Genomic DNA, 25,124 nt, shown 5'->3' on the forward strand with positions numbered 1-25,124 from the left:
GGCGGCCGGGCGGGCCGGGTCACGGCACCAGCGGGTCCTCCGGGGCGAGCGCGGCGGCGATCCGGCCGGCGACCTCCTGCGCCATGTTCCCGTCGGCGGTCGTCGCCGTCTTCGTCGCCGAGACCGCGATCGCCAGCCTCTTCGACGGCAGGTACGCCTGGAGGGCCGCGTAGCCGGAGAAGGACGGGTTCTGGAGCAGCCACCCGCCGGAGACGATCACACCCAGCCCGAAGTGCCGCTCCTCGGTCTGCTTCAGGCAGATGGTGGCCGGGCACGTGCTCGTCGGCGTGCCGAGGCCGACCGTGCCGGGGTCGAGCAGGACGCGGTACGAGCGCGGGCCGATCAGCTCGCCGCTGCCGATGCCCTGGGCCGAGCGGGCCATGTCGCAGACGGTGCTGGTGATGACGGCGCCAGGACCGGTGGTCCACGAGGGGTTCCAGAAGGTGGACTCCTCGTAGAAGCCCCGGTCCGAGGTGAAGGCGTGCAGGACCGGGGCCGGGATCTCGGGCGTGAAGGAGTTCCGGGTCTCGCGCAGCCCCAGCGGTCCGGTCACCAGCTCCCGCACCAGGCGGTCGATGCGGGTGCCGGTGATCCGCTCCAGGGCCCGGCTCAGCAGCAGGTAGTTGGCGTGCGAGTAGCTCCAGTTGGTGCCCGGGTCGTACCAGAAGTCGTGACTGAACGGGAAGGCGAGCAGCTCGTCGGGAGTCCACTGCTTGAAGGGGTGCGGGGTGAGCTCGGCGCCGAACGCCGGGTCGGTGACGTAGTCGTGCAGGCCCGAGGTGTTGTTCGCCAGCATCCGCAGGGTGATCTCGCGGGCCCTCGGGACCTCCGGCAGCCAGCGCTCCACCGTGTCGTCGAGCCGCACCCGGCGCTGCTCGACCAGCCGCAGCAGGGCCGTCCCGATGTGGGCGAAGGCCACGGAGCCGGCCCGGAAGTGCATGTCCGGCTCGGCCGGCACACCCGTCATGGACTCGCCGAGCGCCCCGGTCACGAGCTCCCGCCCGTCCACCGTCACCCGCAGCAGCACGGCGTTCAGCCGCAGGTCCTTCCTGGCCTTCCGCGCGACGTCCAGCACGCGCCGGGCGTCCCCGGAGAGCGGTTCGGGCGTCCGCGCGCACGCCTCCTCCCCGTGCCGGGGAGCGGCCCCCGCGGGAACGGAGACGGCGGTCGACGGCAGGACGAGCGCCAGCAGCGCGGCGCCGAGCACCGCCGCCCGGACCCGGGGACGGGCAGGACGGCGGGAGGGGGTGCGGGGTGTCATGCGGGCACTATGGCCGCGCGCGGCCCCCGCCCGCCCGGAACACTCCGGCCGTGCGCCCATGTGGAGCCCGTCCGTGGCCCGTGCGGCCCAGCCGGCCGCCGGGGCCGGCCCGGGTCAGCCGTCCGCCAGGACCACCGCCGATTCGGGGGCCAGGCGCAGCAGGCCGTCGCGGGCGGGCGGCTCGGTCGGTTCCCAGGCGGCCAGGACGCGGTCGCGGCCGTTGGAGCCGAGGGGGATCGCGGCCGGCCGGGAGGCCAGGTTGACCGCCACCCGGACGTCGCCGCGCCGGAAGACCAGCCAGCGGGCCTCCTCGTCGAAGGCGACCTTCACGCCGCCGAGGTCCGGGTCGGTCAGGTCCGGCAGGGTGCGGCGCAGGGCGATCAGCTCACGGTGCCAGGCGAGGATCCGCCGGTGCGGGTCGCGCTCGCGCTCCGCGCGGTCCAGGACCGAGCGGTCCCGGGTCGCCGGATCCTGCGGATCGGGCACCTCGCCCTCGTCCCAGCCGTGCGCCGCGAACTCCCGCCGCCTGCCCCGCCGTACGGCCTCCGCGAGCTCCGGGTCGGTGTGGTCGGTGAAGTACTGCCAGGGCGTCCGGGCGCCCCACTCCTCGCCCATGAAGAGCATCGGCACCGACGGACCGGTGAGGACGAGTGCCGCCGCGCAGGCGAGCAGCCCGGGGGAGAGGGAGGCCGAAAGGCGGTCGCCCAGGGCCCTGTTGCCGATCTGGTCGTGGGTCTGGGCGTAGCCCAGGAAGCGGTGGGCGGGGGTGCGCTCCCGGTCGACCGGGCGGCCGTGGTGCCGGCCCCGGAAGGACGACCAGGTGCCGTCGTGGAAGAAGACCCGGGTGAGGGTCTTGGCGAGCGCGGCCATCGGGGCGCGCGCGAAGTCCGCGTAGTAGCCCTGGGCCTCACCCGTCAGCGCGGTGTGCAGGGCGTGGTGGAAGTCGTCGTTCCACTGCGCGTGCAGCCCGAGGCCGCCGAGCGAGCGCGGCGTGGTCGAGCGCGGGTCGGCCAGGTCGGACTCGGCGACCAGGAAGTGCTGCCGGCTCTGCTCCTTCGCCAACTCGTCGACGGCGGCGGAGAGTTCCTCCAGGAAGGTGAGGGCCCGGTCGTCGGCGAGCGCGTGCACCGCGTCGAGCCGCAGCCCGTCGATCCGGTAGTCCCGCAGCCAGGCGAGGGCGCTGCCGACGAGGTACGCCCGCACCTCGTCGGAGCCGGGCGCGTCCAGGTTCACCGCCGCGCCCCACGGGGTGTGGTGGGTGTCGGTGAAGTACGGCCCGAAGGACGGGAGATGGTTGCCGGACGGACCCAGGTGGTTGTGGACCACGTCGAGGACCACGGCCATGCCGAGGCCGTGCGCGGTGTCCGTGAAGCGCTTGAGCGCCGCCGGACCGCCGTACGGCTCGTGCACCGCCCACGGCGCCACCCCGTCGTACCCCCAGCCGTTCACCCCGGGGAAGGGGCAGAGCGGCATCAGCTCCACATGGGTGACGCCGAGCCCGGCCAGTTCCCCGAGCAGGGCCGCCGCCGCGTCGAGGGTGCCCTCCGGGGTGAAGGTGCCGACGTGGAGCTCGTACAGGACCGCGCCGCGCAGCCGCAGCCGGGGCGGCTCGTGCAGCCAGGTGTGGGCCGCGTGGTCGACGACGGCGCTGAGCCCGTCCGGCCCGTCCGGCAGCCTGCGGCCGCGCGGATCGGGCCGGACGGGTCCGTCGTCGAGGCGGAAGCCGTACCGGTCGCCGTCGGCGGCCGGCACGGTGCCGGTCCACCAGCCGTCCCTCAGGGGGTCCCGGTCGAGGGGGTGCCCGGCGCCGTTCAGCTCCAGGGTCACCCGGTCGCGGGCGTGCGGCGCCCAGACCTCGAAGAGCACGGCGGTTCTCCTCGCAGACGTCGGTACGGTCGGCTACGTCGCTCCCATCCTGGCAGTCAGGACCGCGACGCGCCCGGCGCGTCCCACACGTAGTCGACCTGGCGCTGGAAGTTCACGTACCCGGCGCGGCCGAAGGCGGCCGCCATCGGCACGTTCCCCAGGTCGGTGGCGGCCCGGACGCGCGGCATCCCGGCCTCGGCCAGGATCCGGGTGCCCTCGGCGAGGATCTCGTCGATGTAGCCCCGGCCCCGGTGGGCGGGGAGCACCCCGATGTACGCGATGATCGGGTTGTAGTTGTTGCGGGCCGGGACCACGAAGCCGACCGCCTCGCCGGTGTCCGGCAGTTCGGCCACCTGCCACCACTCGCGCGGCGAGGTGTAGTGCGGGAACTCCTCGTCGTAGTGGCGCTCGGCGGCCTCCCGCAGCGAGAGGCCCTCGCCCAGGTCGGCCTGCCCGTGGGCGTCGAGCGTGCCCTCCATCACCGGTGTCATCAGCGCGAGCAGGTCCTCGCGGTCCCGCACCGGACGGAACACCAGCCGGCCGGTGGGCGCCGCCACCGGGGTGCCCGGCAGCCACTCCAGGCGCAGCCGCTCGACCAGCGGCCGGGCGCCCGTCTCCGCCAGGAGGGAGAGCAGCAGCTCGACGCGGTCGCGGGTCTCGGGGACCTCGCGCCAGTCGGGCGGCAGGTAGCGGTTGTACTCCGGCGGCACGGTGCCCGCCGGGACGACGGCGGCCATGGCGGTGGCCAGCAGCCGCCGGCCCACCTCCGCCGCCTCCCCGGCCGGGAGCTCCGGGTCGAGGTCGAAGAAGTCGAGGGCGAGCGGCTCGCCCCCGTCCTTGTTGGTCCACCAGGCGATCCGGCCGAGCAGCCGGCCGTCGCGGAGGGCCACCCACAGCCAGTCGGGGCGGCGGCGGCCGGTGCCGAGGTCGTCGGCGAGTTCGTGGTCGAGCGTGTAACGGAGGCCGAGGAACAGGTCCAGCTCCTCGGGCCCGGCGAGCGGGCGGACGACGAGGTCGTCGGTCATACGGTGGTTCCCCCATGGGTACGTTTGATCGAAGCCCGCAGACCGTAGCAGTGATCTTGTGACACGGCGGCGGGATTTTCGTCCGGGAGCCGCCGCGTCATGGGCGCGTCCCCGGTACGTACCTGGTGCGTCCCCGGTACGGGAGGCTTCTGGACAGCCCGGCCCGGGCACCCGGACAATCACGGTGTGACGACCCCTTACGAGCCCCCGGCGCACTCCCCCCGGCTGACCGACGCCGAGCGGGACCGTGCGCTGGTCCTGCTCCGGGACGGCGCGGCACAGGGCCGCCTCTCGCACGACACCTTCCTCTTCCGGATGGAGCGGGCCCTCCAGGCCCGCCGCCCCGACGAACTCGCCGTACTCACCGCCGACCTGCGCAGCGAGGGCACCTGGACCCGGCGGGTGGTCGGCGCGGTCGAGCGGATGTCGGCGTTCACCGCGCGCATAGGCCGGGCCTGGCACTCCGAACGGCTCCCGAAGCTGCTGCTGCCGCAGCCGGGCCCGTACCCGCTGCGCATCGGCCGCGACCCGGTGAACGGCCTCCGCCTCAGCCACGAGACGGCCTCCCGGCTGCACGCCGAGCTCTCCCTCCAGAGCGGCCTCTGGGTCCTGCGCGACCTGGGCTCCACCAACGGCACGACCGTCAACGGCCGCCGGGTCGTCGGCGCGGTCGTGGTGCGGGCCGGGGACGTGGTCGGCTTCGGCGAGATGACCTTCCGCCTCTCCGTCGACTGACGGCCCGGCCCTGGTCAGAGCGGTGCCGCCTCACCCGTTCGGCGGTACGCGGCGGGCGGTGCGGGGCCGTGGATGGTGGGCTGGGGGGACGCGCGCCAGCATCCCGGCCGCGGCAGTCACCGCCGAACGAGCCGAACGACTGGGGGCGCGACGCGATGCACGACGAGCCGAACCACGAGACGAGCCACCAGCCCCCGCCCCCGGCCGCCGCCCGGGCCCCGCGGATCACGGCGCTCTGGCGGCGGTTGCCCGCCACGGCGCCCGGCGCGGGGTCCGCCGGGGGCACGCCCGGCCTGGTGCGGAGCGTCGCCGACCCCGCCGCGGGGCCGCCCCTGCCACCCGGCGGGCGGACCGTCGCGCCCAGTCCGCTGGATCCCGGCGCCGCCCTCGACCCGCACCCCGTGCACCGCCGGCTCCGCGAGGAGTTCCCGCTCACCTACGACCCGCTGCTGCGGGCCTGGGTGCTGAGCCGGTACGCGGACGTCGCCACCGCTCTCACCGACACCCGCTTCACCCACGGCCACCGGCCCGGCGACCCGGCCTGCTCCCGCGCCCACGTCGACGTGGACCTCGCCGAGCTGCGGTCCGTCGCGGAGCGCACCGCCTACGTGCTGGCCCGGCGGATCGCCGACCGGCCGCGCGCCGACCTGGTCGCGGACTTCTGCCACTGGCTGCCCGCGGGGACCGTCGCCGCCGCCGTCGGAGTCCCCTACCGGGACATGATGCGGCTGGTCAGGGGCCGGGCCGCGACCGCGCTCGCCGGCGAGTGCGGCGGCCAGATCGCCGTACGGGAGAAGGCGCTGGCCTCCTTCCTCGGCAACGTCCTCGCCGACCCCGACCAGGTCGCCGCCCTGCGGGACGCCCCGGCGGCCCTGGTGGCCCGGGCGTGGACGGAGTCGCTGCGCCGCGACCCGCCGGTGCAGATCGCCGTCCGGCGCACCCGGGAGGACGTGCGGGTGAGCGGCGGGATCCTGCCGGGAGGCTCCTCGGTGGCGCTGCTGGTCGGCGCGGCCGGGCGGGACCCGGAGCGGTTCCGCGAGCCGGACCGCTTCGACCCGCTCCGCGACGACCCCGGCCAGCTCACGTACGGTTCCGGCTTCTGCCCGGCGGTGATCCTGGCCGGCCTGGAGGCCGAGTACGGACTCCGCGCGCTCTTCGAGGCGATGCCCCGGCTGCGCCTCGCGGACGGCTTCCGTCCGGTGCCGACCGGTCTGATCACCCGTGCCCCGCGCACGCTCCTCGTCCGGCCGAACGGCTGAGACGACAGGTCCCGCCCCGCTGCTAGGGTGACGTGCGCTCGTCAAGCGAGCCCTTCTGATGAACCACTTCCAACGGGGATAGAAACACGTGAAGCTTCGTCATGCCCGCGCGGTCGCCGTCTTCGGCATCGCCGTCTTCGCCCTCACCGGCGCCCGCGGTTCCCACGGCGGCGGCTGCGACAACAGCAGCTCCGGTTCCAGCTCCAGCTCCAGTTCCAGCTCCGGTGGCAGCGGCAGCCACAGCGACAACGACAGCGACGGCAACGGCACGTCGGGCGGCTCCCTGCCCGGCGGTGGCGGCAGCGCCGACAAGGCCTCCCGCGACGTCACCATCGACAAGTGCGCCTACGACGCGGCCACGAAGAACCTGACCGCCCGGATCACGGTCAAGAACGACGGCGCGCTCGACTACGACTACAGCGTCACCATGAAGTTCACCGGCAGCGGCGCGGTCCCGGCCACCGCCGTCAAGACCGGCATCGCGGTCACCGCGGGCGCCTCCGCGAGCGCCGAGCTGACCACCCCGTACCCGGGCACCGGCGACGGCTCCGAGTACACCAAGTGCGAGGTCACCCGCGCCAGCCGGATCTGACCGGCGGACGGGTCACGGGCCGTGCGGCCCGTGACCCTCTCCCGGCTCCGGTCCTCCGGCTCCCGCGTCAGGAGCGACGCCGGTAGGCGTCGCTCTGGTTCGGCGGGGCGTTGTGCACGGCGAAGGCGTTGTACGAGACCCGGTCCTGGGACGCCTGAAGACGGGCCTGCTCCTCGATGCGCAGGCCCTCCGCGTTCTCGGTGCCGGACCGTCCCCGGCGCAGCAGCACCACGATCAGCAGGACGACGACGCTCCCCAGGACCCCGAACAGCAGCCACATGGCCACGGTCTTCCCCCCTCTCGTCGAGCGTGGATCCGCTCCCCGTCAGTATGCGGTCACTCCGTGATCCGCGCGAGGAGCGCGACGGGCCGGTCGGCGAAGAGCTCCGCCAGCTTCAGCTCGCTCTCCGGACCCCCCGTGAACTCCCTTACCCCGTCCAGGACATCCGCCCACCGCCCCTCCGGCAGCACCAGCTCGGTGTCCCGCCAGCCGCCCTCCTCCGCGAGCCGCAGCGACAGCCGGGTCACCGCGGTCACCACCTCCCCCGACCGGGCGAAGGCGAGGCAGTGCCCGGCCGCCGGACCCTCGGCGGCGAGCGGCGCGTAGTCGCCGCCGGGTCCGAAGGCCGCCGGGCGCTCCCGGCGCAGCCGCAGCGCGGCCCGCACCAGCGCGGTCCGGCCGTCGTCGGGCCCCGGCGCGTAGGGCGTCCGGTTGTCGGGGTCGACCAGCGCCCGGTACTCCCGCTCGGTCGACTGGTACAGCTCCGGCACGCCCGGCATGGTCAGCTGGACCAGGGCCGCGCCGTCCGCGTGGGCCCGCACGTGCGGCTCCAGGGCGAACGCCGCCTCGGACGCCGCCCGCAGCGGCACCCGACCGGGCCCGGCGGCCGTGAAGTCGGCCACCGCCCGCTCGTACGCCGGGTCCTGCTCGGTCCAGGAGGTCCGCAGCCCCTCCTCCCGTACGGCCTTGAGCACGGCGGGGCCGATCCGCTCCGGGTCCGGCGTGCCGAAGCCGAACGCGGTCTGCCAGGCCGTCCAGGCGAGGTGCGGGTCCGGCGCCGGGACCCCGGCGACCTCGGCGAGCAGCCCGGCCCACACGTCCGGGCGCTGGGCGAGGACCGCGATGGCCGCCCGCACGTCGGCGCTGCGCTTGGTGTCATGGGTGGTGAGGACCGTGCCGGTGGCCGGCCAGTCGCGTGCGAGCCGGGCGCAGGCCGCGTGGAACTCCGCGACCCCGACGGCGGGCCGGCCCGGGTCGCCGCCGACCTCGTTGGCCGAGAGCAGCGGGGCGTACCGGTAGAAGGCGGTGTCCTCGGTGGACTTGGCCCGCAGCGCCGAGGAGGTCTGCGCGAACCGGGCCCGGAACGCCCGGTGTTCCGGCGAGTCGCCGTGGACGCCGAGGACGAGCCCCCGTACGGCGTCCACCGCGGCGCCCTCCTCCGGTACGGCGAACGCCGCCCGCGCGCCACGGGCGGCCTCCGGCGTGAGCACCTCCTCGGCGCCGGTCCGGTAGGGGCGGTAGACCGGTACCCGGACCAGGAGTTCCTCGATCGCGGTCCGCAGCGCCCAGGGCGCGTGGTCCCGCAGCGCGGGGTCGGCGTCGCAGAGCCGGACCGCCGCCCGGGTCAGCGTGGCCGTCTCGGCCGCCAGGTCGTGCCGCACCACCTCGTACCCGGCGCGCCGGGCGGTCGCCTCCCACTCCCCGCCCCGGTCGGCGGAGCGCCCGGTGAACTCCCGGTAGAGCGCCGTGAGTTCCTCGGCACCCCGCGGATCGGTGAGGACGCCGTCGACCAGCCGGAGGGCGTCGTAGCCGGTGGTGCCGGCCACCGGCCAGGCGGCCGGCAGGGTCTCCTCCCCGGTGAGGATCTTCTCGACCACGGTCCAGCACCGGCCCCCGGTCGCCGCCGAGAGCCGCTCCAGGTACCCCTGCGGATCGGCGAGTCCGTCCGGGTGGTCGATGCGCAGCCCCTCGATCACCCCGTCGGCGACGAGCCGCAGGATCGTCGCGTGGGTCTCCCGGAACACCTCCGGGTCCTCCACCCGTACCCCGATGAGGTCCGAGACGGTGAAGAAGCGCCGGTAGCCGAGCTCGGTGCGGGCCAGCCGCCACCAGGCCAGGCGGTAGTGCTGGCGGTCGAGGAGCCGGTCCAGCGGCAGTTCCTCGGTGCCGGGCCGGAGCGGGAACTCCTGCCCGTCCAGGCGGAGCACGCCGTCCTCGACCCGCAGCCGGTCGCGTACCTCGGAGAGCCGCGCGGGCAGCACGGGCAGCAGCATCCTGCCGTCCCCGGCGGTCCACTCGACGTCGAACCAGCGGGCGTACGGGGAGTCCGGGCCGTGCCGCAGCACCTCCCGCAGCGCGTGGTTGTGGCGCGGGGAGGCCGCCATGTGGTTGGGCACCAGGTCCACCACCAGGCCGAGTCCGTGCGCGCGGGCGGTGGCGGCGAGCGACCGCAGACCGGCCTCGCCGCCCAGCTCGGCCCGGATCGACCGGTGGTCGGTGACGTCGTACCCGTGGGCGGAACCGGGCACCGCCTCCAGGACGGGGGAGAGGTGCAGATGGGAGACGCCGAGACCGGCGAGGTGCGGCACCACCCGCTCGGCGGCGGCGAAGGGGAACGCGGGCTGGAGCTGGAGCCGGTAGGTGGCGGTGGGCACCACGGGGCCGACGGAGGACGGCGGGGGCGCGGACGGGTCGGGCGCGGACGGGTCGGGCGCGGACGGGTTGGGCGTCATGCGAACGTACGTACCCCGTACGGAAGCTTCCGTGTCATCGCCCGATGCACCCGTTCGGGGGTATCGCGTTACTTTCGGCCGATGCTCCGGATGTACCGCGACACCCTCTCCCTGCTCGGCCCCGCCCTTCCGGTCCTCTCCTTCCTCGGCCGGCTGCCCACCGCGATGTGCCAGCTCGGCAGCGTGCTGCTGGTCGCGGAGACCAGCGGTTCGCTCGCCACGGCGGGGCTCGTCGGCGGCGCGCTGGCCGCCGGGCAGACCGTCGCGGGTCCGCTCCTCGGCCGGCTCGCGGACCGGCGCGGCCAGCGCGGTCCCGTCCTCGCCGCCTCCCTCGCCAACGCCCTGGCCGTCGCCGCCCTGGTCCTCGCCGCCGTGGCCGGGGCGCCCACCGGACTCCTCGTGCCGCTGGCCCTGCTCGCCGGGGCGACCGTGCCGCAGATCGGGCCGCTCGCCCGGACCCGCTCGGTGGCGCTCGCCCGCCGGGCCGGCGCCGACGACCGGACCGTCGGCGCGGTCCTCTCCTTCGAGGGCACCCTCGACGAGGTGTCCTTCGTCCTCGGCCCGGCGCTCGTCGGCCTCGCCGCCGCCCTCGCCCACCCCGGCGCGGCCCTGCTCGGCGCGGCCCTGCTCCTCGCCCTCTGCGGGACCGGATTCGCGCTCCACCCGACCGCCCGCGCCCTCGCCCCCGCACCGGGCGGTCGCGCCACCCGGACGGGCGCCGCCGAACGGACGCGGCTGCCCGGCTCCGCCTACGCCCTCCGGGTGACGATGGTCCTCCAGGGCGCCATGTTCGGTGCCTCCCAGGCCGGGATCACCGCGCTCACCGCCGGCCTCGGCGCCCCCGCCCAGGCCGGGCTCGTCTACGCGGCGATGGGCGTGATGAGCGCCGCCGTCGGTCTCTCGCTCGCCGCGCTGCCCGCCCGGATCGGACTCACCACGCGCTGGCGGACCGCGACCGCCGGACTCGTCCTGCTCTCCCTGCCGCTGCTCGCGGTCGACTCCCTCACCGGGCTCTACGCGGTGGTGACCGTGCTCGGCGCCGCCTACGCCCCGCACCTCATCACGGTCTTCGCGCTGACCGAGCGGGCCGTCCCGGCCGGCCGGCTCGCCGAGTCCATGGCCTTCCTCACCAGCGGGATCGTCGGCGGCCAGGCCCTCGCCCTGGCGTTCTCCGGGCGGCTGGCCGAACAGCACGGCGCCCCCGCCGCCTTCGCGGTGGCGGTGGGGGCGGCCGTGGCCTGCGCGGCGCTCTCCTGGACCGTACGGACCGGAGCGCCGCGCGGGGTGCTCACGCCGGCCGGCGCAGCACGGTCAGACTCAGCGGCGCGAGGGTGACGCGCTCGCCCGCCACGATCTCCGGCCCCTCCAGCGGCGGCATCCCCTCCGGCTCCGAGGTGTCCACCACCGTCCGCCAGCACCGGCCGTGGCTGTCCGGGACCGCGAACCCCAGCTCCTGCGAGGAGGCGTTGAACATCAGCAGGAAGGAGTCGTCGGCGATCCGCTCGCCCTGCGTGCCCGGTTCGGAGATCGCGTTGCCGTTGAGGAAGACGGTCAGCGCCCGGGCGTGCGCGGCCTGCCAGTCGCGGGCCGTCATCTCCTCGCCCTCGGGGGTGAACCAGGCGATGTCGGTGAGCTCGTCGTGGGTCCCCTCCACCGGCCGGCCGTGGAAGAAGCGGCGCCGCCGGAAGACCGGGTGCTCGCGGCGGAGCCGTACCATCGCCCGGGTGAAGCGCAGCAGCACCGCCTCCGCCTCGCTGTTCTCCTTCGGCCACCGCACCCAGGACACCTCGCCGTCCTGGCAGTAGGCGTTGTTGTTGCCGCCCTGGGTCCGGCCGAACTCGTCGCCGTGGCTGAGCATCGGAACGCCCTGCGACAGCATCAGCGTGGCGAGGAAGTTGCGCATCTGGCGGGCCCGCAGCTCGTTGATCCCGACGTCGTCGGTCTCCCCCTCCGCACCGCAGTTCCACGAGCGGTTGTGACTCTCGCCGTCCCGGTTGCCCTCGCCGTTGGCCTCGTTGCGCTTGTCGTGGTACGAGACGAGGTCGCGCAGCGTGAAACCGTCGTGGCAGGTCACGAAGTTGACCGAGGCCAGCGGGCGCCGCCCGTCGTCCTGGTAGAGGTCCGAGGAACCGGTCAGCCGGGAGGCGAACTCGGCCAGGGTGCGCGGCTCGCCGCGCCACAGGTCCCTGACGCAGTCCCGGTACTTGCCGTTCCACTCGGTCCACAGCGGCGGGAAGTTGCCCACCTGGTAGCCGCCCTCGCCGACGTCCCACGGCTCCGCGATCAGCTTCACCTGGCTCACCACCGGGTCCTGCTGCACCAGGTCGAAGAAGGACGACAGCCGGTCCACCTCGTGGAACTGGCGGGCCAGGGTGGCCGCCAGGTCGAAGCGGAAACCGTCCACGTGCATCTCGGTCACCCAGTACCGCAGGCTGTCCATGATCAGCTGGAGCACGTGCGGGGACCGCATGAGGAGGGAGTTCCCGGTGCCGGTGGTGTCCGTGTAGTAGCGGGGGTCGTCGCCCAGCCGGTAGTACGACGGGTTGTCCAGGCCGCGGAAGGAGAGCGTCGGACCCAGGTGGTTGCCCTCGGCCGTGTGGTTGTAGACCACGTCGAGGATGACCTCGATGCCCGCCTGGTGCAGCGCCCGTACCGCCGACTTGAACTCCAGCACCTGCTGGCCCCGGTCGCCCCAGGAGGCGTAGGCGTTGTGGGGGGCGAAGAAGCCGATGGTGTTGTAGCCCCAGTAGTTCGAGAGCCCCGCGTCGACGAGCCGGTGGTCGTTGACGAACTGGTGGACCGGCATCAGTTCCAGCGCGGTGACGCCCAGTTCCTTCAGGTGCCCGATGACCGAGGGGTGGGCGAGCCCCGCGTAGGTGCCGCGCAGCTCCTCCGGAAGGTCCGGGTGGAGCTTGGTCAGACCCTTCACGTGGGCCTCGTAGATCACCGTGTGGTGGTACTCGGTGCGCGGCCGCCGGTCGTCGCCCCAGTCGAAGTACGGGTTCACCACCACCGAGGTCATCGTCCGCCCCGCCGAGTCCAGGTCGTTGCGGGCGTCCGGGCGCCCGAAGGGGTACCCGTACACCGCCTCGCCCCAGTCGACGGAGCCCGACATCGCCCGCGCGTACGGATCGAGGAGGAGCTTCGCCGGATTGCACCGCAGCCCGCGCTCCGGCGCGTACGGCCCGTGGACCCGGAAGCCGTACCGCTGCCCCGGCATCACGCCGGGCAGGTACGCGTGGCGGACGAAGGCGTCCGTCTCGCGCAGTTCGACGGACGTCTCCGTGCCGTCGTCGTCGATGAGACACAGTTCCACGCGGTGCGCCGCCTCCGAGAAGACCGCGAAGTTGGTGCCCGCTCCGTCATAGGTGGCGCCCAGGGGGTACGCCTGTCCCGGCCAGACCTGCATGGATATGAATCTTCCTCTTCTGTCCGGGTTCGGGTGTGCTCTTCGGCCAGATCCTGCCCGAAAGATGCGCAACCTCCCAGGAACTCGCCCCGTCCTACTGGGTGACCGCAGACCAAGCGGGGGATAGAGGGGGAAATGTGTACGAAATAGTGCGCCGCCACCTGGGGAAGGTGGTGGCCGGAGCGGCCATGGCGGTGACGGGGACCGCCGTCGCGGTCGCGATCAGCCTGCCGGGCGCGGCCGGGGCCGAGCCCACCCCCGCCGGCCGCGCCGCCGGAACGCCCGGCGCGTCCGGGACCGCCGCGGCGGACGGCCCGCGCGGGACGGACGGCGCCGGGGGCGCGGAGGGAACGGGCGGCCGGGGGGCCGCCGCGCTCGCCCCCGCCACCGTCGCCCCGGCCGCCGCCGAGGGCGACAAGGGCACCGGCACCGATCCGCTCACCGACGCCGAACTGGAGCGGGCCCGGACGCTCGCGTTCGGCCCGGCCGACGGCGCCGCCCGCCAGGACGTCGACGGCGACCGGGGCCGGCCGCAGCACCTCGGCACCGAACTCGCCGACCCGGCCCCCGGCCGGGAGGCCGCCCGCCGCGCCCAGGTCCGCTTCTACGACTACGCCCGCGACGAGCTCGTCACCCGCACCGTCGACCTGGCCACCGGCAAGGTCGAGGCCACCTCGGCCCGGCGCGGGGTGCAGCCCTCGGCCCACCCCGAGGAGCTGCGCGCGGCCCTCGGGCTGATCCTCGCGAGCCCGCTCGGCCAGGGCGTCAAGGAGGACTACCGGGACGCCACCGGCACCGAACTGCGCAGCGCCGACCAGCTCTGGTTCAACGGCGACGTCTACCGCACCCACCGCGAGAAGAACGTCCCCGAGGCGCTCTCCCGCTGCGGCGAACACCGCTGCGTCCGGCTCGTCACCAAGGTCCGCAACGGCGCCTGGATCGACACCCGGAACCTGATCGTCGACCTCTCCGCGAGGAACGTCGTCCGCGTCGGCTGACCACCGCCGCCCGCCGTTCCGCCACCCGCCCCCGCGCGACCGGGGCCCGCACGCAAGGAGTACGACCGCATGACCCACCCGCACCACCGGCGAGTCCGGGGGATCCTCGCCGCCCTCGCGGCCACCGCGTTCCTCGGCACCGCGACCGCCGCCGCCGCGCCCGCCGCGCCGACCCCGCCGCCGCCCGGACCCCGGCCCACCCTCCAGCCCCGCCCGCCCGTCTCGGCCGCCTGCTCACCGGCGTACCGCATCACCCGGAAGCTCGACGGCGGCGCCACCTGGGACATGTGCTGGCGCTACAGCACCGACGCCGGCCTGATCCTCGACCGGGTCACCTACCAGCCGCCCGGCGGCGCCCCGGTCAAGGTGCTCACCACCGCCCGGCTCGCCCAGATCCACGTGCCCTACGACGACGGCGGCGCCGAGTACGACGACCTCACCGGCGCCGGCTTCGGCTGGGGCCTCCAGGACCTCAAGCCCGCCGAATGCCCCGGCGGCACCCTCTCCTCCGTCAAGGTCCCCGAGGTCGGCACGGTCAAGGGCCTCTGCACCACCACCCGCGCCCGCGGCCACGCCTACCGCATGGCCAGCGACACCGGCGCCGGCGTCTACCAGGCCCAGGCCAAGGACCTGCTCGTCTACACCGTCAACAAGGTCGGCTGGTACGAGTACATCTCCGAGTGGCGCTTCTCCGCCGACGGCACCGTCGGCGCCAACGTCGGGGCCACCGGCAGCCTCTCGCCCGTCGACTACAACGCCACCGACGGCCGCGGCTGGCCCATCGGCAAGGACGCCCGGGGCTACGCCACCAGCCATGCCCACAACGTCTTCTGGAAGCTCGACTTCGGCCTCGACGGCGGCAGGGACCGCGTCGAGCAGTACGACTCCACCGTCACCCCGCCCGCCGGCGACGGCAGCCCCACGGTGAAGACCAAGCGCACCGCCGTCACCAGGGAACTCGCCGGCGACGCGAAGAACATGCGCTGGTGGCGGGTGGTCAGCGGCACCGGCAAGAACGCCGACGGCCACGCCCGGAGCTACGAGATCGTCCCCGGCCACACCGACACCCACGCCGGCCGCGGCTTCACCCGGCACGACGTCTACTTCACCCAGGCCCGCGCCTGCGAGCAGTACGCCAGCAACAACATCGGCAACTGCCCGGCCGGCGCCGGCGACAGCGTGGACACATGGGTCAACGGGGAGACCCTGACCAAACCGACCGTGTGGGTCAACATCGGGTTCCACCACATCGCCCGGGACGAGGACCAGCAGCCCATGCCCGTCCACTGGCAGGGCTTCCAGCTCGCCCCCAGGGACGTAACCGCAATGAATCCCCTCACTCCGGCCGATCTCGCCTCCCAGAACGGACAGCCGGACACCCCGAGTTGAGCAAGCGGCCGACCGATCCTGCTGCACCGCCTCCCGCTCGCGGAGTACCCTTCCTTGATCTTGTCGGAAGAATCGGGACGGGCGTCCAGAGCAGAAGGCGGTGCGCGGGTGAGCTCGGGAGGCCTTGAGCTGCCCCCAGGTGACGCGGGTCACGAGGGGGGACCGGCCGACCTCGGGGAGGCGCCGCCCACGGTGATCCTCCCTCCCGGCCCGGCCGCGCCCCCCGGGGTGGTCCCGGTGGCCCGCCCCGTGGAGATCGGCGCCGAGCTCGACTGGGGCGCCGAGGCGTGGAGCGAGGTCCGCACCCGCGCCCAGCGCGCCGGCCGCGCCTACATCTGGCTCAATCTCGTCGAACAGCGGATGCGGGCCGTCGTCGCCGCCGTCCTCAGACCCGTCTACGAGCCGGTCCACGGCGACGAGTGGGTGGTCGCCGCGGCCGGCCCGGCGGGCCAGGAGTGGGTCCGCCGGGCCGTCGCCGTCCGCGAGGTCTCCCGCCGCAAGGGCTACCTCCTCGACCCCGCCGACGACAACGTCCTCTCCTTCCTCACCCTGCCCCAGCTCCGCGAGCTGATGGTGCAGCACTGGCCCTGCTTCGAGCCCTACTTCGACGACCGGCGCGAGGTCGAGCTCGCCCTCGACGAACTGGAGGTGACCCGCAACGTCGTCTCCCGCAACCGGGCCCTCTCGCCCACCGTCCTCGCCCAGGCCGAACGGGCCTCCGCCCGCATCCTGGAGATCCTCGGCAGCGGTGCCGGCGTCCCCTCCGCCGACCGGCTCCCCGTCGACGCCGTCGAGGACCTCGTCGGCGACCGGTACGCCGACGTCGTCTCCGTCCACCCCGACCGGGTCCGGCTCCAGCGCCAGCTGCCCGCCGAGGACCTCTTCGGCGGCGCCCGCCGCCTCGACGCCACCGGCATAGGCCTGAACCTGCTCGTGCAGAACTTCTCCGGCCGCCGGATGGTCCGTCTCGCCGAGTCCGGCTGCCGGATACGGCTCCTCTTCCTCAACCCCGCCAGCAGCGCCGTCAAGCGCCGCGAGCGGGAGCTCGGCATCCGCAAGGGCGAGCTGAGCCGCTCCGTCGAGATGAACATCCTGCACATGCGGCGGGTCCGCTCCAAGCTCCGCGACCCCGACGCCTTCCAGATCCACGTCTTCGACGAGACCCCCCGCTTCACCGCCTACCTCGTCGACGGCGACGGACCCGACGGCGTCGGCGTCGTCCAGTCCTACCTCCGCAGGGCCCGCGGCATGGAGGCGCCCGTCCTCGTCCTGCGCGGCGGCGGCCGGACCGTCGTCCGCCACGACACCCCCGGACGTGACGCGGACCACGGCCTCTTCGAGACCTACCGGGAGGAGTTCGAGTCCGTCTGGCTCGACTCCCGCCCCGTTTCCTGACCCCCCGCCCCCGCACCCCACGGCGGCGTTGTCAGTGGCGCGTGCGAGGGTGACAGCACCAACGGGGGAGATCACGTAAGGAGGACCCGATGGCCTGGCATGGGGAACCACTGGTCGGCTTCGACCTGGAGACGACCGGGACGGACCCGCTCGAATCCCGCATCGTCACCGCGTCGGTCGTGGGCGTCCACCGCGGCGCGGTGGTCCGGCAGCGGGACTGGCTCGCCGACCCCGGTGTCCCCATCCCCGAGCAGGCCGCGGCCATCCACGGCATCAGCAGCGAGCGCGCCGCCGCCGAGGGCCGCCCGGTCCGCGAGGTCGCCGACGAGGTCGCCGAGACCCTGACCGGCTACTGGTCCCAGGGCGTCCCCGTCGTCGCGTACAACGCCTCCTTCGACCTCACCCTGCTCTCCGCCGAGCTGCGCCGGCACGGACTGCCCTCGCTCGCCGAGCGCATGGGCGGCGCCATCGGCCCCGTCCTCGACCCCTACACCATCGACCGCGCCGTCGACCGCTACCGGCGCGGCAAGCGCACCCTGGAAGCGGTCTGCGGCGAGTACGGCGTGGAGCTCACCAGCGCCCACCAGGCCTCCGCCGACGCCCTCGCCGCCGTCCGGGTCGCCCTCGCGATAGCCGCCCGCCACCCGCGGGTGGCCGCGCTCGACCCGGCCGAACTGCACGAGCGGCAGATCGGCTGGTACCGCGCCTGGGCCGAGAACTTCCAGGACTTCCTGCGGCGCAAGGGCGACCCGGACGCGGTCGTCGACCCGGTGTGGCCGCTGCGCGGCGAGCCGGCGGCTGTCACCCCCTGACGGGGGCGGGCCTCAGGCGTGCTCCTTGAGGAAGGACAGCAGCAGCTCGTTCACGGCCTCCGGCTGGTCCAGCTGGAGCCAGTGCCCCGCCTCCTCGACCCGCTCGTACCGCCAGGAACCGGTCACCAGCTCGCCCGTCCGCGCCATCGAGCGCTCGGTGAGGAAACGGTCCCCGGTGGACCACACCCCCATCACCGGCACCCCGGCCGGCAGCGGCGTCGCCGGAAGCTCCGGGCCGAACTGCGCCTCCGCCGGGAGCCCCGAGCGGTAGATGTTCAGAGCGGCCGTGAGCGCCCCCGGCGCCCGCAGCGACTCGACCACCGACTCGGCGTCCCGGTGCTCGGCCAGCATCTCCCGCAGCTGCGCGAAGTCGTCCCGCGACAGCCACTCCTCCGCCAGCCCGGCCAGCTGGAAGAGCAGCATGTACCAGGAGCGCTGCTTCTGCTCCCAGCCCGCGCCCCGGATCGCCGCGATGTGCCCCACCGAGAGCAGGCCCAGGCCGCGCACCCGCTCCGGCACCACCGAGGCCAGCCCCTGGGCGATGCCCGAGCCCCAGTCGTGGCCGATCAGGTGGAAGCGGTCCACGTCCAGCCGGGCGAGGAGTTCGAGCAGGTCGCCGACGTGCTTGGCCGGGTGGTACGCCTCCGGGCCGCCCTCCGGACGGTCCGAGCCGCCGAAGCCGCGCAGGGTCGGCGCGATGGTCCGGAAGCCCGCGTCGTTCAGCGCCGGGATCTGATGGCGCCACAGCACATGGCTGTCGGGGAAGCCGTGGAGCAGCAGGACCGCCGGCCCCTCACCGCTCACCTCGACGTCCAGACCCACCTCGGACAGCTGTACGCGCATCACAACACCCCGTTCCCGTCGGCCGGTTCACCAGGGGCCCATGATGGCAGCCCGGGCGGAACGCGTACCAGTCGGTAGGGAGGCGGGCGCCGGTCAGAAGGGGTACCAGCGGACCTCGGGATCGCCCTCCCGCAGCGACGCCACCCGCCGCTCGAACTCGGCGAGCGCCTTCGCGTTGTGCGGCGCGTGCTGGGCCACCCAGGCGCAGCTCGCGGTCTCCCGCGCCCCGCGCAGCACCGCGCACCCCTCCCACTCCCGCACGTCCCAGCCGTACGCCTCGGTGAAGGCGTCGTAGGCGGCCGGGTCCAGCCCGTACCGGTCCCGGGAGAGCGCCAGGACCACCAGGTCGTGCTCGCGCAGATCGGAGGAGAAGGTCTCCAGGTCCATCAGGACCGGCCCGTCGGGACCCACCTGGACGTTGCGGGGCAGGGCGTCGCCGTGGATCGGGCCGGGAGCCAGGCGCGGGGCGAGTGCCGCCGCCGCCGGGGCGAAGGCGTCCCGCCGCTCCCGCAGGAAGGCGGCGTCCGCCGGGTCGATCGCGTCCCCGGCCAGCCGCAGCCACCGCTCCACCCCGCCGAGGAGCTCGCGCCGGGGCAGGCTCAGGCCGGTCGGCTCGGGCAGCGCGTGCACCGCCCGCAGCAGCGGCGCCAGGTCCCGCGGCTCGGCGGGCCGGACGGCCTCCGGCAGCGGGTGCCAGAAGGTCAGCGGGTGGCCCTCGACCAGGCGCGGCTCCTTCTCCGCGGCCCGCACCGCCGGCACCCCGGCCTCCGCGAGCCAGCCGGCCAGCGCCACCTCGCGCTCCGCCCGCCCGAACAGCTCGGCGGACCGGCCCACCTTCACGACCAGACCGTCCACCGCGAAGACCGCGTTCTCGCCCAGCGCCAGGAGCCGCGCCCCGCCGGCCGGAAGCCCCGCAGCGGCCAGGATCTCCCGCGCCCTCGCCTCGTCCATCACTCTCTCCCTACCCGGTGGTACGTGTGCCCGAAGTCTCCCACCCCCGGCCACGCCCCCCGTCATTACGAAACCTTGTTTTATAAGTCACAGATGCGTGACGGCCCTTCCGTTCCCGCCCACCCATCGGGAAGGGTTCGGACCAGCCACCGCGCCGCCCCCCACGAGGCGCGGTGGCCCCTAAGGTGGACCGCATGACCACGACGTACGCGCTCCTCCTCCGCGGCATCAACGTGGGCGGCCGCCGCAAGCTGCCGATGGCCGAGCTGCGCGCACTCCTCGAAGGCCTCGGCCACGGCGACGTACGCACCTACCTCCAGAGCGGGAACGCCGTCTTCTCGACGGACGAGGACACCCCGGAGGACACCCTCGCCGCCGCCGTCGAGCGGGAGATCGAGCGGCGCCTCGGATTCACCTGCGACTGCCTGGTCCGCGACGGCGCCTACCTGGCCGCCGTCGCCGAGGCCTGCCCCTTCCCCGCCGGGGACCTGGAGGGCAAGCAGCTGCACGCCGTCTACTACTCGGCCCCGGTCGCCCCCGACCGCTTCGCCGCCGTCGACACCGAGGCCCACCGCCCCGAGTCCTTCGCCCTCGGCGACCGCGTGATGTACCTCTACACACCGGACGGCCTCGGCCGCTCCAAGCTCGCCGAGGCCGTGCTGCGCCCGTCCCTGAACAAGGGCCTGGTGGCCACCGCCCGCAACTGGAACACGGTCCGCAAGCTGGTGGAGATGACCGCCGGCTAGCCGGCCGCGACCGCCAGCCGCTCCGGGGCGCGGACCGCCTCCCGGTACCGCTCCACGAGGAGGGCGGCCAGTTCGGGGGAGGAGCCGAGGACGTCGGCGAGCACGTCCGCGCCGGCCGCGCCGGCGGCGATGCGGTCCGGGAGGCGGCCCGGGGCGATCACGTACGGGGCCACCGCGACCCGGCGGACGCCCGGTTCGGCGCGCAGGGCCCGCACCGCGTCCTCGGTCCGGGGAAGGGATGCGGAGGCGAACGCGGGTCGCACGGAGCACCAACCGGTGCGCCGCAGCTCCCGCGCCGTTTCTGCGATCGCCGCGATCGCCTCCGGGTCTGTGGAGCCCGCCGAGGCCAGGACGACCCCGGTGGTGCTCTTGTCGCCGGGCGTGAGCCCGGCCTCGTACAGGCGCCGCTCCACCGTCGCGAGGAGCAGCGGAGAGGGGCCCAGGACCTCCGCCTGCCGGATCCGCAGGGTCGCGGGGGCCTGGCGCAGGACGGCGGGGACGTCGGCCTTCGCGTGGAAGGCCCGGGTCAGCAGCAGCGGGAGCGCCACCACGTCCCGTACCCCCTCGGCGGCGAGCCGGTCCAGGACGCCCGCCACCGAGGGCAGGTTGAAGTCCAGGAACGCGGTCTCCACCCGCAGCCCAGGCCGCAGCGCGCCGGCCCGGCGCACCAGCGCCTGGACGGTCGCCGCGTGCCGCGGGTCGCGGCTGCCGTGGGCGATCACGAGGAGGGACGGGGACGTGCGCATGGGTCAGGCCTTCACGAGCAGGCCGCGGCGGCGGAGCACCGCGCGCTCCAGCGGGCTGAAGAAGAGCAGGTCGATCGCGATGCCGACGAGCAGGATGAGGAAGATCGCGAGGAAGATCCCCGGCATGTCGAAGTTGTTGCGGCCGTTCTCCAGGAGCTGGCCGAGGCCGAGGCCCAGGTCGGGGGAGGAGGCGATGATCTCGGCCGCCATCAGCGAGCGCCAGGAGAACGCCCAGCCCTGCTTGAGGCCCGCGAGGTAGCCCGGGAGCGCGGCCGGCATCACGATGTGCCAGGCGCCCTTGAGCCCGGTCGCGCCGAGCGTCCGCCCGGCCCGCAGGAAGAGCGGCGGCACCTGGTCCACGCCGGCCACCAGGCCGTTGGCGATGGACGGGACGGCACCGAGCAGGATCACCGCGAACATCATCGAGTCGTTGAGGCCCAGCCACAGCACCGCCGGCGCCACCCAGGCCACCGACGGCAGCGACTGGAGGCCGGCCAGGATCGGGCCGATCGCCGTGCGGACCACGCCCACCCGGGCGACGAGCAGCCCCAGCGGGGTGCCGATCGCCAGGGCGAACAGGAAGCCGAGGAGCGCGCGGGAGACGCTGGTCCACAGCACCTCCAGGAGGGTGCCCTCCAGCCACATCGTCGTCAGGCTGTCCCAGACCGCGCCGGGAGAGGGCAGCTTGCCCTCGTCGGCGACCTCCAGGGTGACGAGCAGCTGCCAGACCGCGACGACCAGCACGACCGCCAGGACCGGCGGCAGCACCTTCCTGAGCAGCACCTCGCGCAGCGGGGTACGGCTGATCTGCACGCTGTCCAGCGCGTCGAGCCCGGCCTCCAGGCCCGCGAGGTCGTCGCCCTTGCGGACGGTGGTCTCAGTGCTGGCCATGGCGGCGGATCTCCCCACGCAGTTCTTCGGTGATCTCGACGGACAGTTCCGCCACGGCGGCGTCCTCGATACGGCGCGGCTGAGGGATGTCGATGGTCCACTCCCGGGCGATCCGGCCGGGCCGGGAGGAGAGGAGGACGACGCGCTCGGCCAGCCGCACGGCCTCGCGCACGTTGTGGGTGACGAAGAGGACGGAGAGGTTCGTCTCCCGCCAGATACGGGTGAGCTCGTCGTGCAGGACGTCTCGGGTGATGGCGTCGAGCGCGGCGAACGGCTCGTCCATCAGGAGCAGGTCGCTGGCCTGCGCGAGGGCACGGGCCAGCGCCACGCGCTGCCGCATGCCGCCGGACAGCTCGTGGACCCGCTTGCCGTACGAACCGCCGAGCCGGACCAGTTCGAGCAGCCGCTCGGCCTCGGGGCGCCGCTCCGGCTTCGGGAGCCCGCGCAGCTTCAGGGCCAGCTCGATGTTCTTCCCGGCGGTGAGCCAGGGGAAGAGGGCGTGCTCCTGGAACATCAGGGCCGGCCGGCCGCCGGGGGTCTCGATGGACCCCGCGGACGGCCGGTCGAGCCCGGCGACCAGGTTGAGCAGCGTGGACTTCCCGCAGCCCGAGGCTCCCAGAAGGGTGACGAACTCGCCGGGGGCGACATCGAGGGAGATGTCGTCCAGGACGAGCTGGCCGCCGGCGGGGCCGCCGAAGGACTTGGAGACGTGCGCGAGGCGCGCGGCGTGACCCGTCGTGGGCGCGCGGTCCTCGGCCTTGGCGAGCGTCGTGGGCGTGGCCATGGTCGTCACCTCCTGGGTAGCAGCGGTTGGCTTGTTACTTGGCGCCGAGACCGGCGTCGGAGACCTCGGGCTGTCCCTCGGCCTTGAGGACCTTGTTGAGCAGCTTCAGGTCGTAGATGCCGTTCAGGTCGGGCTCCTTGAGGAGACCGGCCTTCACCGCGTGGTCCGCCTGCGCCTGGAGGGTGGCGGCCAGCGGGTCGTTCGTGAACTGGATCGAGGGCCAGGCGCCGTCGATGACCTTGGCGCCGAGCGGCTTGCCGGACAGCTCCTTCAGCTTGGAGTTGGCGCTGTCCTTGGCCTTCTCGGGGTTGGCGTTGATCCAGGCGTTGGTCTTCACCGAGCCGCGCAGGACGGCCTCCACCACGTCCGGGTGCTCCTTCAGGAACTTCTGGGAGACGATGACGTTGGTGATGACGAACTTGTCGTCCGGCCACAGCTTCGACTCGTCGAGGAGGACCGTCGCGCCCTCGCTGACCAGCTTGGAGGCGGTCGGCTCGGGGACCCAGGCGCCGTCGATGGAACCGGACTTGTAGGCGTCCGGCGTCACCTTGTTGTCGGTGCGCAGGACCGAGACGTCGCCCTTGCCGCTCTGGGCGTCGACCTTCCAGCCCTTCTCCGAGATCCAGTTGAGGAAGGCCACGTCCTGGGTGTTGCCGAGCTGCGGGGTCGCGATCCGCTTGCCCTTGACGTCGTCCAGGGTCTTGATCTTCGCCGGGTTCACGACGAGCTTCACGCCGCCGGAGGCGGAGCCGCCGACGATGCGGAGGTTGGTGCCCTTGGACTTGGTGTAGCCGTTGATGGACGGCGACGGGCCGATGAAGCCGATGTCGATCGAGCCGGCGTTGAGCGCCTCGATCTCGGACGGACCGGCGTTGAAGGTCGACACCTTCAGCTGGGTGCCGCCCAGTTCCTTCTGGAAGATGCCCTCCTGGTCGCCGACCAGGGCGGTGGCGTGCGTCAGGTTGGGGAAGTACCCGAGCCGTACGGCGTCGGCGGAGAGCTTCTCGCCCGTCGCCGCCACCTTCTTCTCGTCGGTCTTGGCCTCGGAGCCGTAGCCGCACGAGGCCAGTGCGCCGATCAGCAGCGGCAGCGTGGCGGCGGCGGCGAGGCCGCGGAGCGGGGTGGTACGGGTGGTGGCAGGCACGGGAGGTCTTCCCCTCGATTCAGTGGATGCGAAGTCTGCGTTTGCGACGGTGCGGGTGGAGCGGCGTCGCACGGCGACAGCCGTGCGCGGAGGCGGTCAGCACGCACATCGCGCGACACCTCCCCTGCCTGCGCCGAGGGCGCCGGAACCCACCCGGCCCCCTTCCTTCGCGAAGGATCCGTAGAAGTCCTGAGTCATGATCAGAAATCCCAGCCTTCCTCGTCGTCGGTGGTCGCGACCGCCTTGGCGGTGGCGAAGGACTCGCCGGCCATGCCCGCGGCGAGCGTGGTGCCGTCGGCCGGGTCGATCAGCAGGAACGAACCGGTGCGGCGGGAGTCGGCGTACGCGTCCAGGGCCAGCGGCTCCGCCGTGCGGACCTTGACCCGGCCGATGTCGTTGGCGACCAGCTGCCCGGGCTCCGGGTGCTGGGAGAGGTCGTCCAGGGTGAGCCGGGACGGGATCTCCCTGACGATCGCCTTGACCGTGCGGGTGGTGTGCTTGAGCAGCACCCGCTGGCCGACGGTCAGCGGCTGGTCCGCCACGTGGCAGACGGTCGCCTCGACGTCCTGGCTGGTCGCCGGGGCGTCGGAGCTCGGGGCGAGCAGGTCGCCGCGCGAGATGTCGATGTCGTCGGCGAGCCGGATGGTGACCGACTGCGGGGCCCAGGCGATGTCCACCGGCTCGCCCAGCGCGTCGATCCCGGTGATCGTGGAGGTCTTCCCGGAGGGCAGCACGGTGACCTGCTCGCCGACCCGGAAGGCGCCGGCCGCGATCTGGCCCGCGTAACCCCGGTAGTCGGGGTGCTCGGCCGTCTGCGGACGGATCACGTACTGGACCGGGAAGCGGGCGTGGCAGGTCGTCAGGTCGTGGCTGACCGGGACGGTCTCCAGGTGCTCCAGGACGGTCGGGCCGCCGTACCAGTCCATGTTCGCGGACGGCTCCACGACGTTGTCGCCGGCGAGCGCCGAGATCGGGATCGCGGTGATCTCCGGGACGCCGAGCTCGGAGGCGTACGTGGTGAACTCCGCGGCGATCGCGGCGAAGACGGGCTCGGCGTAGTCGACGAGGTCCATCTTGTTCACGGCCAGGACCACGTGCGGGACGCGGAGCAGGGCGGCGACGGCGGCGTGCCGGCGGGTCTGCTCGACGACGCCGTTGCGGGCGTCGACGAGGACCACGGCCAGCTCGGCCGTCGAGGCGCCGGTGACCATGTTCCGGGTGTACTGCACGTGCCCCGGGGTGTCGGCGAGGATGAACCGCCGGCGCGGGGTCGCGAAGTAGCGGTAGGCCACGTCGATGGTGATGCCCTGCTCCCGCTCGGCCCGCAGGCCGTCGGTGAGCAGCGCCAGGTCGGGCGCCTCCTGGCCGCGCGAGCGCGAGGCGTGCTCCACGGCCTCCAGCTGGTCGGCGAGGACCGACTTGGAGTCGTGCAGGAGCCGGCCGACCAGGGTGGACTTGCCGTCGTCGACGGAGCCGGCGGTGGCGAAGCGCAGCAGGGTGGTGGCGGCCAGCTCGGCGGCCGGCTGCTCGGTGGACGTGCTCATG

At 74.0% G+C, this 25,124-nt stretch carries 22 protein-coding genes; 9 read left to right on the plus strand and 13 right to left on the minus strand.

From position 1 onward, the window contains the following. Positions 1-19 precede the first annotated feature (19 nt). The 3 genes from ACFQ8C_RS04705 to ACFQ8C_RS04715 all read right to left on the minus strand — a co-directional run bounded on the left by ACFQ8C_RS04705 (position 20) and on the right by ACFQ8C_RS04715 (position 4,152). Entirely contained in the window at positions 20-1,261 is a 1,242-nt protein-coding gene (locus tag ACFQ8C_RS04705) for a serine hydrolase domain-containing protein (protein ID WP_383452250.1), read from the minus strand. A gap of 114 nt (positions 1,262-1,375) precedes the next feature. Next, entirely contained in the window at positions 1,376-3,127 is a 1,752-nt protein-coding gene (gene treZ / locus ACFQ8C_RS04710; RefSeq protein ID WP_383452251.1) for a malto-oligosyltrehalose trehalohydrolase, read from the minus strand. A gap of 56 nt (positions 3,128-3,183) precedes the next feature. After that, on the minus strand, positions 3,184-4,152 hold the full coding sequence (locus ACFQ8C_RS04715) for a GNAT family N-acetyltransferase (protein ID WP_383452253.1): 969 nt from the start codon (positions 4,150-4,152) through the stop codon (positions 3,184-3,186). Between the two features lie 186 nt (positions 4,153-4,338). Here ACFQ8C_RS04715 and ACFQ8C_RS04720 point away from each other — a divergent pair, with 186 nt between their 5' ends. The 3 genes from ACFQ8C_RS04720 to ACFQ8C_RS04730 all read left to right on the plus strand — a co-directional run bounded on the left by ACFQ8C_RS04720 (position 4,339) and on the right by ACFQ8C_RS04730 (position 6,738). Beyond that, positions 4,339-4,887, plus strand: coding sequence for an FHA domain-containing protein (locus ACFQ8C_RS04720; RefSeq protein ID WP_383452255.1), 549 nt, complete (start codon positions 4,339-4,341; stop codon positions 4,885-4,887). Positions 4,888-5,042: 155 nt separating this feature from the next. Next, a complete protein-coding gene (locus ACFQ8C_RS04725) occupies positions 5,043-6,146 on the plus strand; it encodes a cytochrome P450 (protein ID WP_383452257.1) in 1,104 nt (367 codons plus the stop codon). 88 nt (positions 6,147-6,234) lie between these two features. Continuing rightward, positions 6,235-6,738 (plus strand): hypothetical protein, encoded by a 504-nt coding sequence (locus tag ACFQ8C_RS04730; protein WP_383452259.1) that lies wholly within the window; start codon positions 6,235-6,237, stop codon positions 6,736-6,738. A gap of 67 nt (positions 6,739-6,805) precedes the next feature. On the opposite strand, the gene ACFQ8C_RS04735 is transcribed toward ACFQ8C_RS04730, so the two are convergent. Further along, positions 6,806-7,018 carry a hypothetical protein gene (locus tag ACFQ8C_RS04735; RefSeq protein WP_383452345.1) on the minus strand — a complete coding sequence of 71 codons (213 nt, stop codon included), beginning with the start codon at positions 7,016-7,018 and terminating at the stop codon, positions 6,806-6,808. A 56-nt stretch (positions 7,019-7,074) separates the two neighbouring features. Next, positions 7,075-9,396: a malto-oligosyltrehalose synthase gene (gene treY, locus ACFQ8C_RS04740; protein WP_383452347.1), complete on the minus strand. Its 2,322-nt coding sequence runs from the start codon at positions 9,394-9,396 to the stop codon at positions 7,075-7,077. Positions 9,397-9,561: 165 nt separating this feature from the next. Here treY and ACFQ8C_RS04745 point away from each other — a divergent pair, with 165 nt between their 5' ends. Beyond that, a complete protein-coding gene (locus ACFQ8C_RS04745; protein ID WP_383452349.1) occupies positions 9,562-10,806 on the plus strand; it encodes an MFS transporter in 1,245 nt (414 codons plus the stop codon). On the opposite strand, the gene glgX is transcribed toward ACFQ8C_RS04745, so the two are convergent. Then, positions 10,760-12,880 (minus strand): glycogen debranching protein GlgX, encoded by a 2,121-nt coding sequence (gene glgX / locus ACFQ8C_RS04750; protein ID WP_383452261.1) that lies wholly within the window; start codon positions 12,878-12,880, stop codon positions 10,760-10,762. The two genes, ACFQ8C_RS04745 and glgX, sit on opposite strands and share 47 nt — an antisense overlap. 137 nt (positions 12,881-13,017) lie before the next feature. On the opposite strand from glgX, the gene ACFQ8C_RS04755 reads away from it, so the two are divergent. The 4 genes from ACFQ8C_RS04755 (at position 13,018) to ACFQ8C_RS04770 (ending at position 17,474) form a co-directional block, all read left to right on the plus strand. Next, positions 13,018-13,878, plus strand: a complete 861-nt coding sequence (locus tag ACFQ8C_RS04755; protein WP_383452263.1) for a Tat pathway signal sequence domain protein — start codon at positions 13,018-13,020, stop codon at positions 13,876-13,878. 69 nt (positions 13,879-13,947) lie between these two features. Next, the gene (locus ACFQ8C_RS04760) at positions 13,948-15,267 is read left to right on the plus strand and encodes a copper amine oxidase (RefSeq protein ID WP_383452265.1); all 1,320 of its coding nucleotides are present in this window, start codon (positions 13,948-13,950) and stop codon (positions 15,265-15,267) included. A 108-nt stretch (positions 15,268-15,375) separates the two neighbouring features. Beyond that, positions 15,376-16,662, plus strand: coding sequence for an SAV2148 family HEPN domain-containing protein (locus ACFQ8C_RS04765; RefSeq protein WP_383452266.1), 1,287 nt, complete (start codon positions 15,376-15,378; stop codon positions 16,660-16,662). A gap of 89 nt (positions 16,663-16,751) precedes the next feature. Continuing rightward, complete coding sequence (locus ACFQ8C_RS04770; protein WP_383452267.1) at positions 16,752-17,474, plus strand: 3'-5' exonuclease; 723 nt, start codon at positions 16,752-16,754, stop codon at positions 17,472-17,474. Between the two features lie 12 nt (positions 17,475-17,486). Here ACFQ8C_RS04770 and ACFQ8C_RS04775 read toward each other — a convergent pair whose 3' ends face one another. Both ACFQ8C_RS04775 and ACFQ8C_RS04780 read right to left on the minus strand, forming a co-directional pair. Then, positions 17,487-18,317, minus strand: coding sequence for an alpha/beta fold hydrolase (locus ACFQ8C_RS04775; protein ID WP_383452268.1), 831 nt, complete (start codon positions 18,315-18,317; stop codon positions 17,487-17,489). Between the two features lie 93 nt (positions 18,318-18,410). Then, on the minus strand, positions 18,411-19,268 hold the full coding sequence (locus ACFQ8C_RS04780; RefSeq protein WP_383452269.1) for an aminoglycoside phosphotransferase family protein: 858 nt from the start codon (positions 19,266-19,268) through the stop codon (positions 18,411-18,413). A 194-nt stretch (positions 19,269-19,462) separates the two neighbouring features. Here ACFQ8C_RS04780 and ACFQ8C_RS04785 point away from each other — a divergent pair, with 194 nt between their 5' ends. Beyond that, positions 19,463-20,014 carry a DUF1697 domain-containing protein gene (locus tag ACFQ8C_RS04785; RefSeq protein ID WP_383452270.1) on the plus strand — a complete coding sequence of 184 codons (552 nt, stop codon included), beginning with the start codon at positions 19,463-19,465 and terminating at the stop codon, positions 20,012-20,014. On the opposite strand, the gene ACFQ8C_RS04790 is transcribed toward ACFQ8C_RS04785, so the two are convergent. The 5 genes from ACFQ8C_RS04790 to ACFQ8C_RS04810 all read right to left on the minus strand — a co-directional run bounded on the left by ACFQ8C_RS04790 (position 20,011) and on the right by ACFQ8C_RS04810 (position 25,123). Continuing rightward, positions 20,011-20,760, minus strand: coding sequence for a sirohydrochlorin chelatase (locus tag ACFQ8C_RS04790; protein WP_383452271.1), 750 nt, complete (start codon positions 20,758-20,760; stop codon positions 20,011-20,013). The two genes, ACFQ8C_RS04785 and ACFQ8C_RS04790, sit on opposite strands and share 4 nt — an antisense overlap. 3 nt (positions 20,761-20,763) lie before the next feature. Next, positions 20,764-21,651 carry an ABC transporter permease gene (locus tag ACFQ8C_RS04795; RefSeq protein ID WP_383452273.1) on the minus strand — a complete coding sequence of 296 codons (888 nt, stop codon included), beginning with the start codon at positions 21,649-21,651 and terminating at the stop codon, positions 20,764-20,766. Further along, on the minus strand, positions 21,638-22,435 hold the full coding sequence (locus ACFQ8C_RS04800) for an ABC transporter ATP-binding protein (RefSeq protein WP_383452275.1): 798 nt from the start codon (positions 22,433-22,435) through the stop codon (positions 21,638-21,640). The genes ACFQ8C_RS04795 and ACFQ8C_RS04800 overlap by 14 nt, the downstream gene beginning before the upstream one ends. Before the next feature lie 34 nt (positions 22,436-22,469). Continuing rightward, positions 22,470-23,579, minus strand: a complete 1,110-nt coding sequence (locus ACFQ8C_RS04805) for an aliphatic sulfonate ABC transporter substrate-binding protein (protein WP_383452277.1) — start codon at positions 23,577-23,579, stop codon at positions 22,470-22,472. Positions 23,580-23,779: 200 nt separating this feature from the next. Beyond that, the gene (locus tag ACFQ8C_RS04810; protein WP_383452279.1) at positions 23,780-25,123 is read right to left on the minus strand and encodes a sulfate adenylyltransferase subunit 1; all 1,344 of its coding nucleotides are present in this window, start codon (positions 25,121-25,123) and stop codon (positions 23,780-23,782) included. Between the last annotated feature and the right edge of the window lies 1 nt (position 25,124).

The sequence above is a fragment of the Streptomyces sp. NPDC056503 genome, assembly GCF_042794995.1.
Taxonomy (GTDB): domain Bacteria; phylum Actinomycetota; class Actinomycetes; order Streptomycetales; family Streptomycetaceae; genus Streptomyces.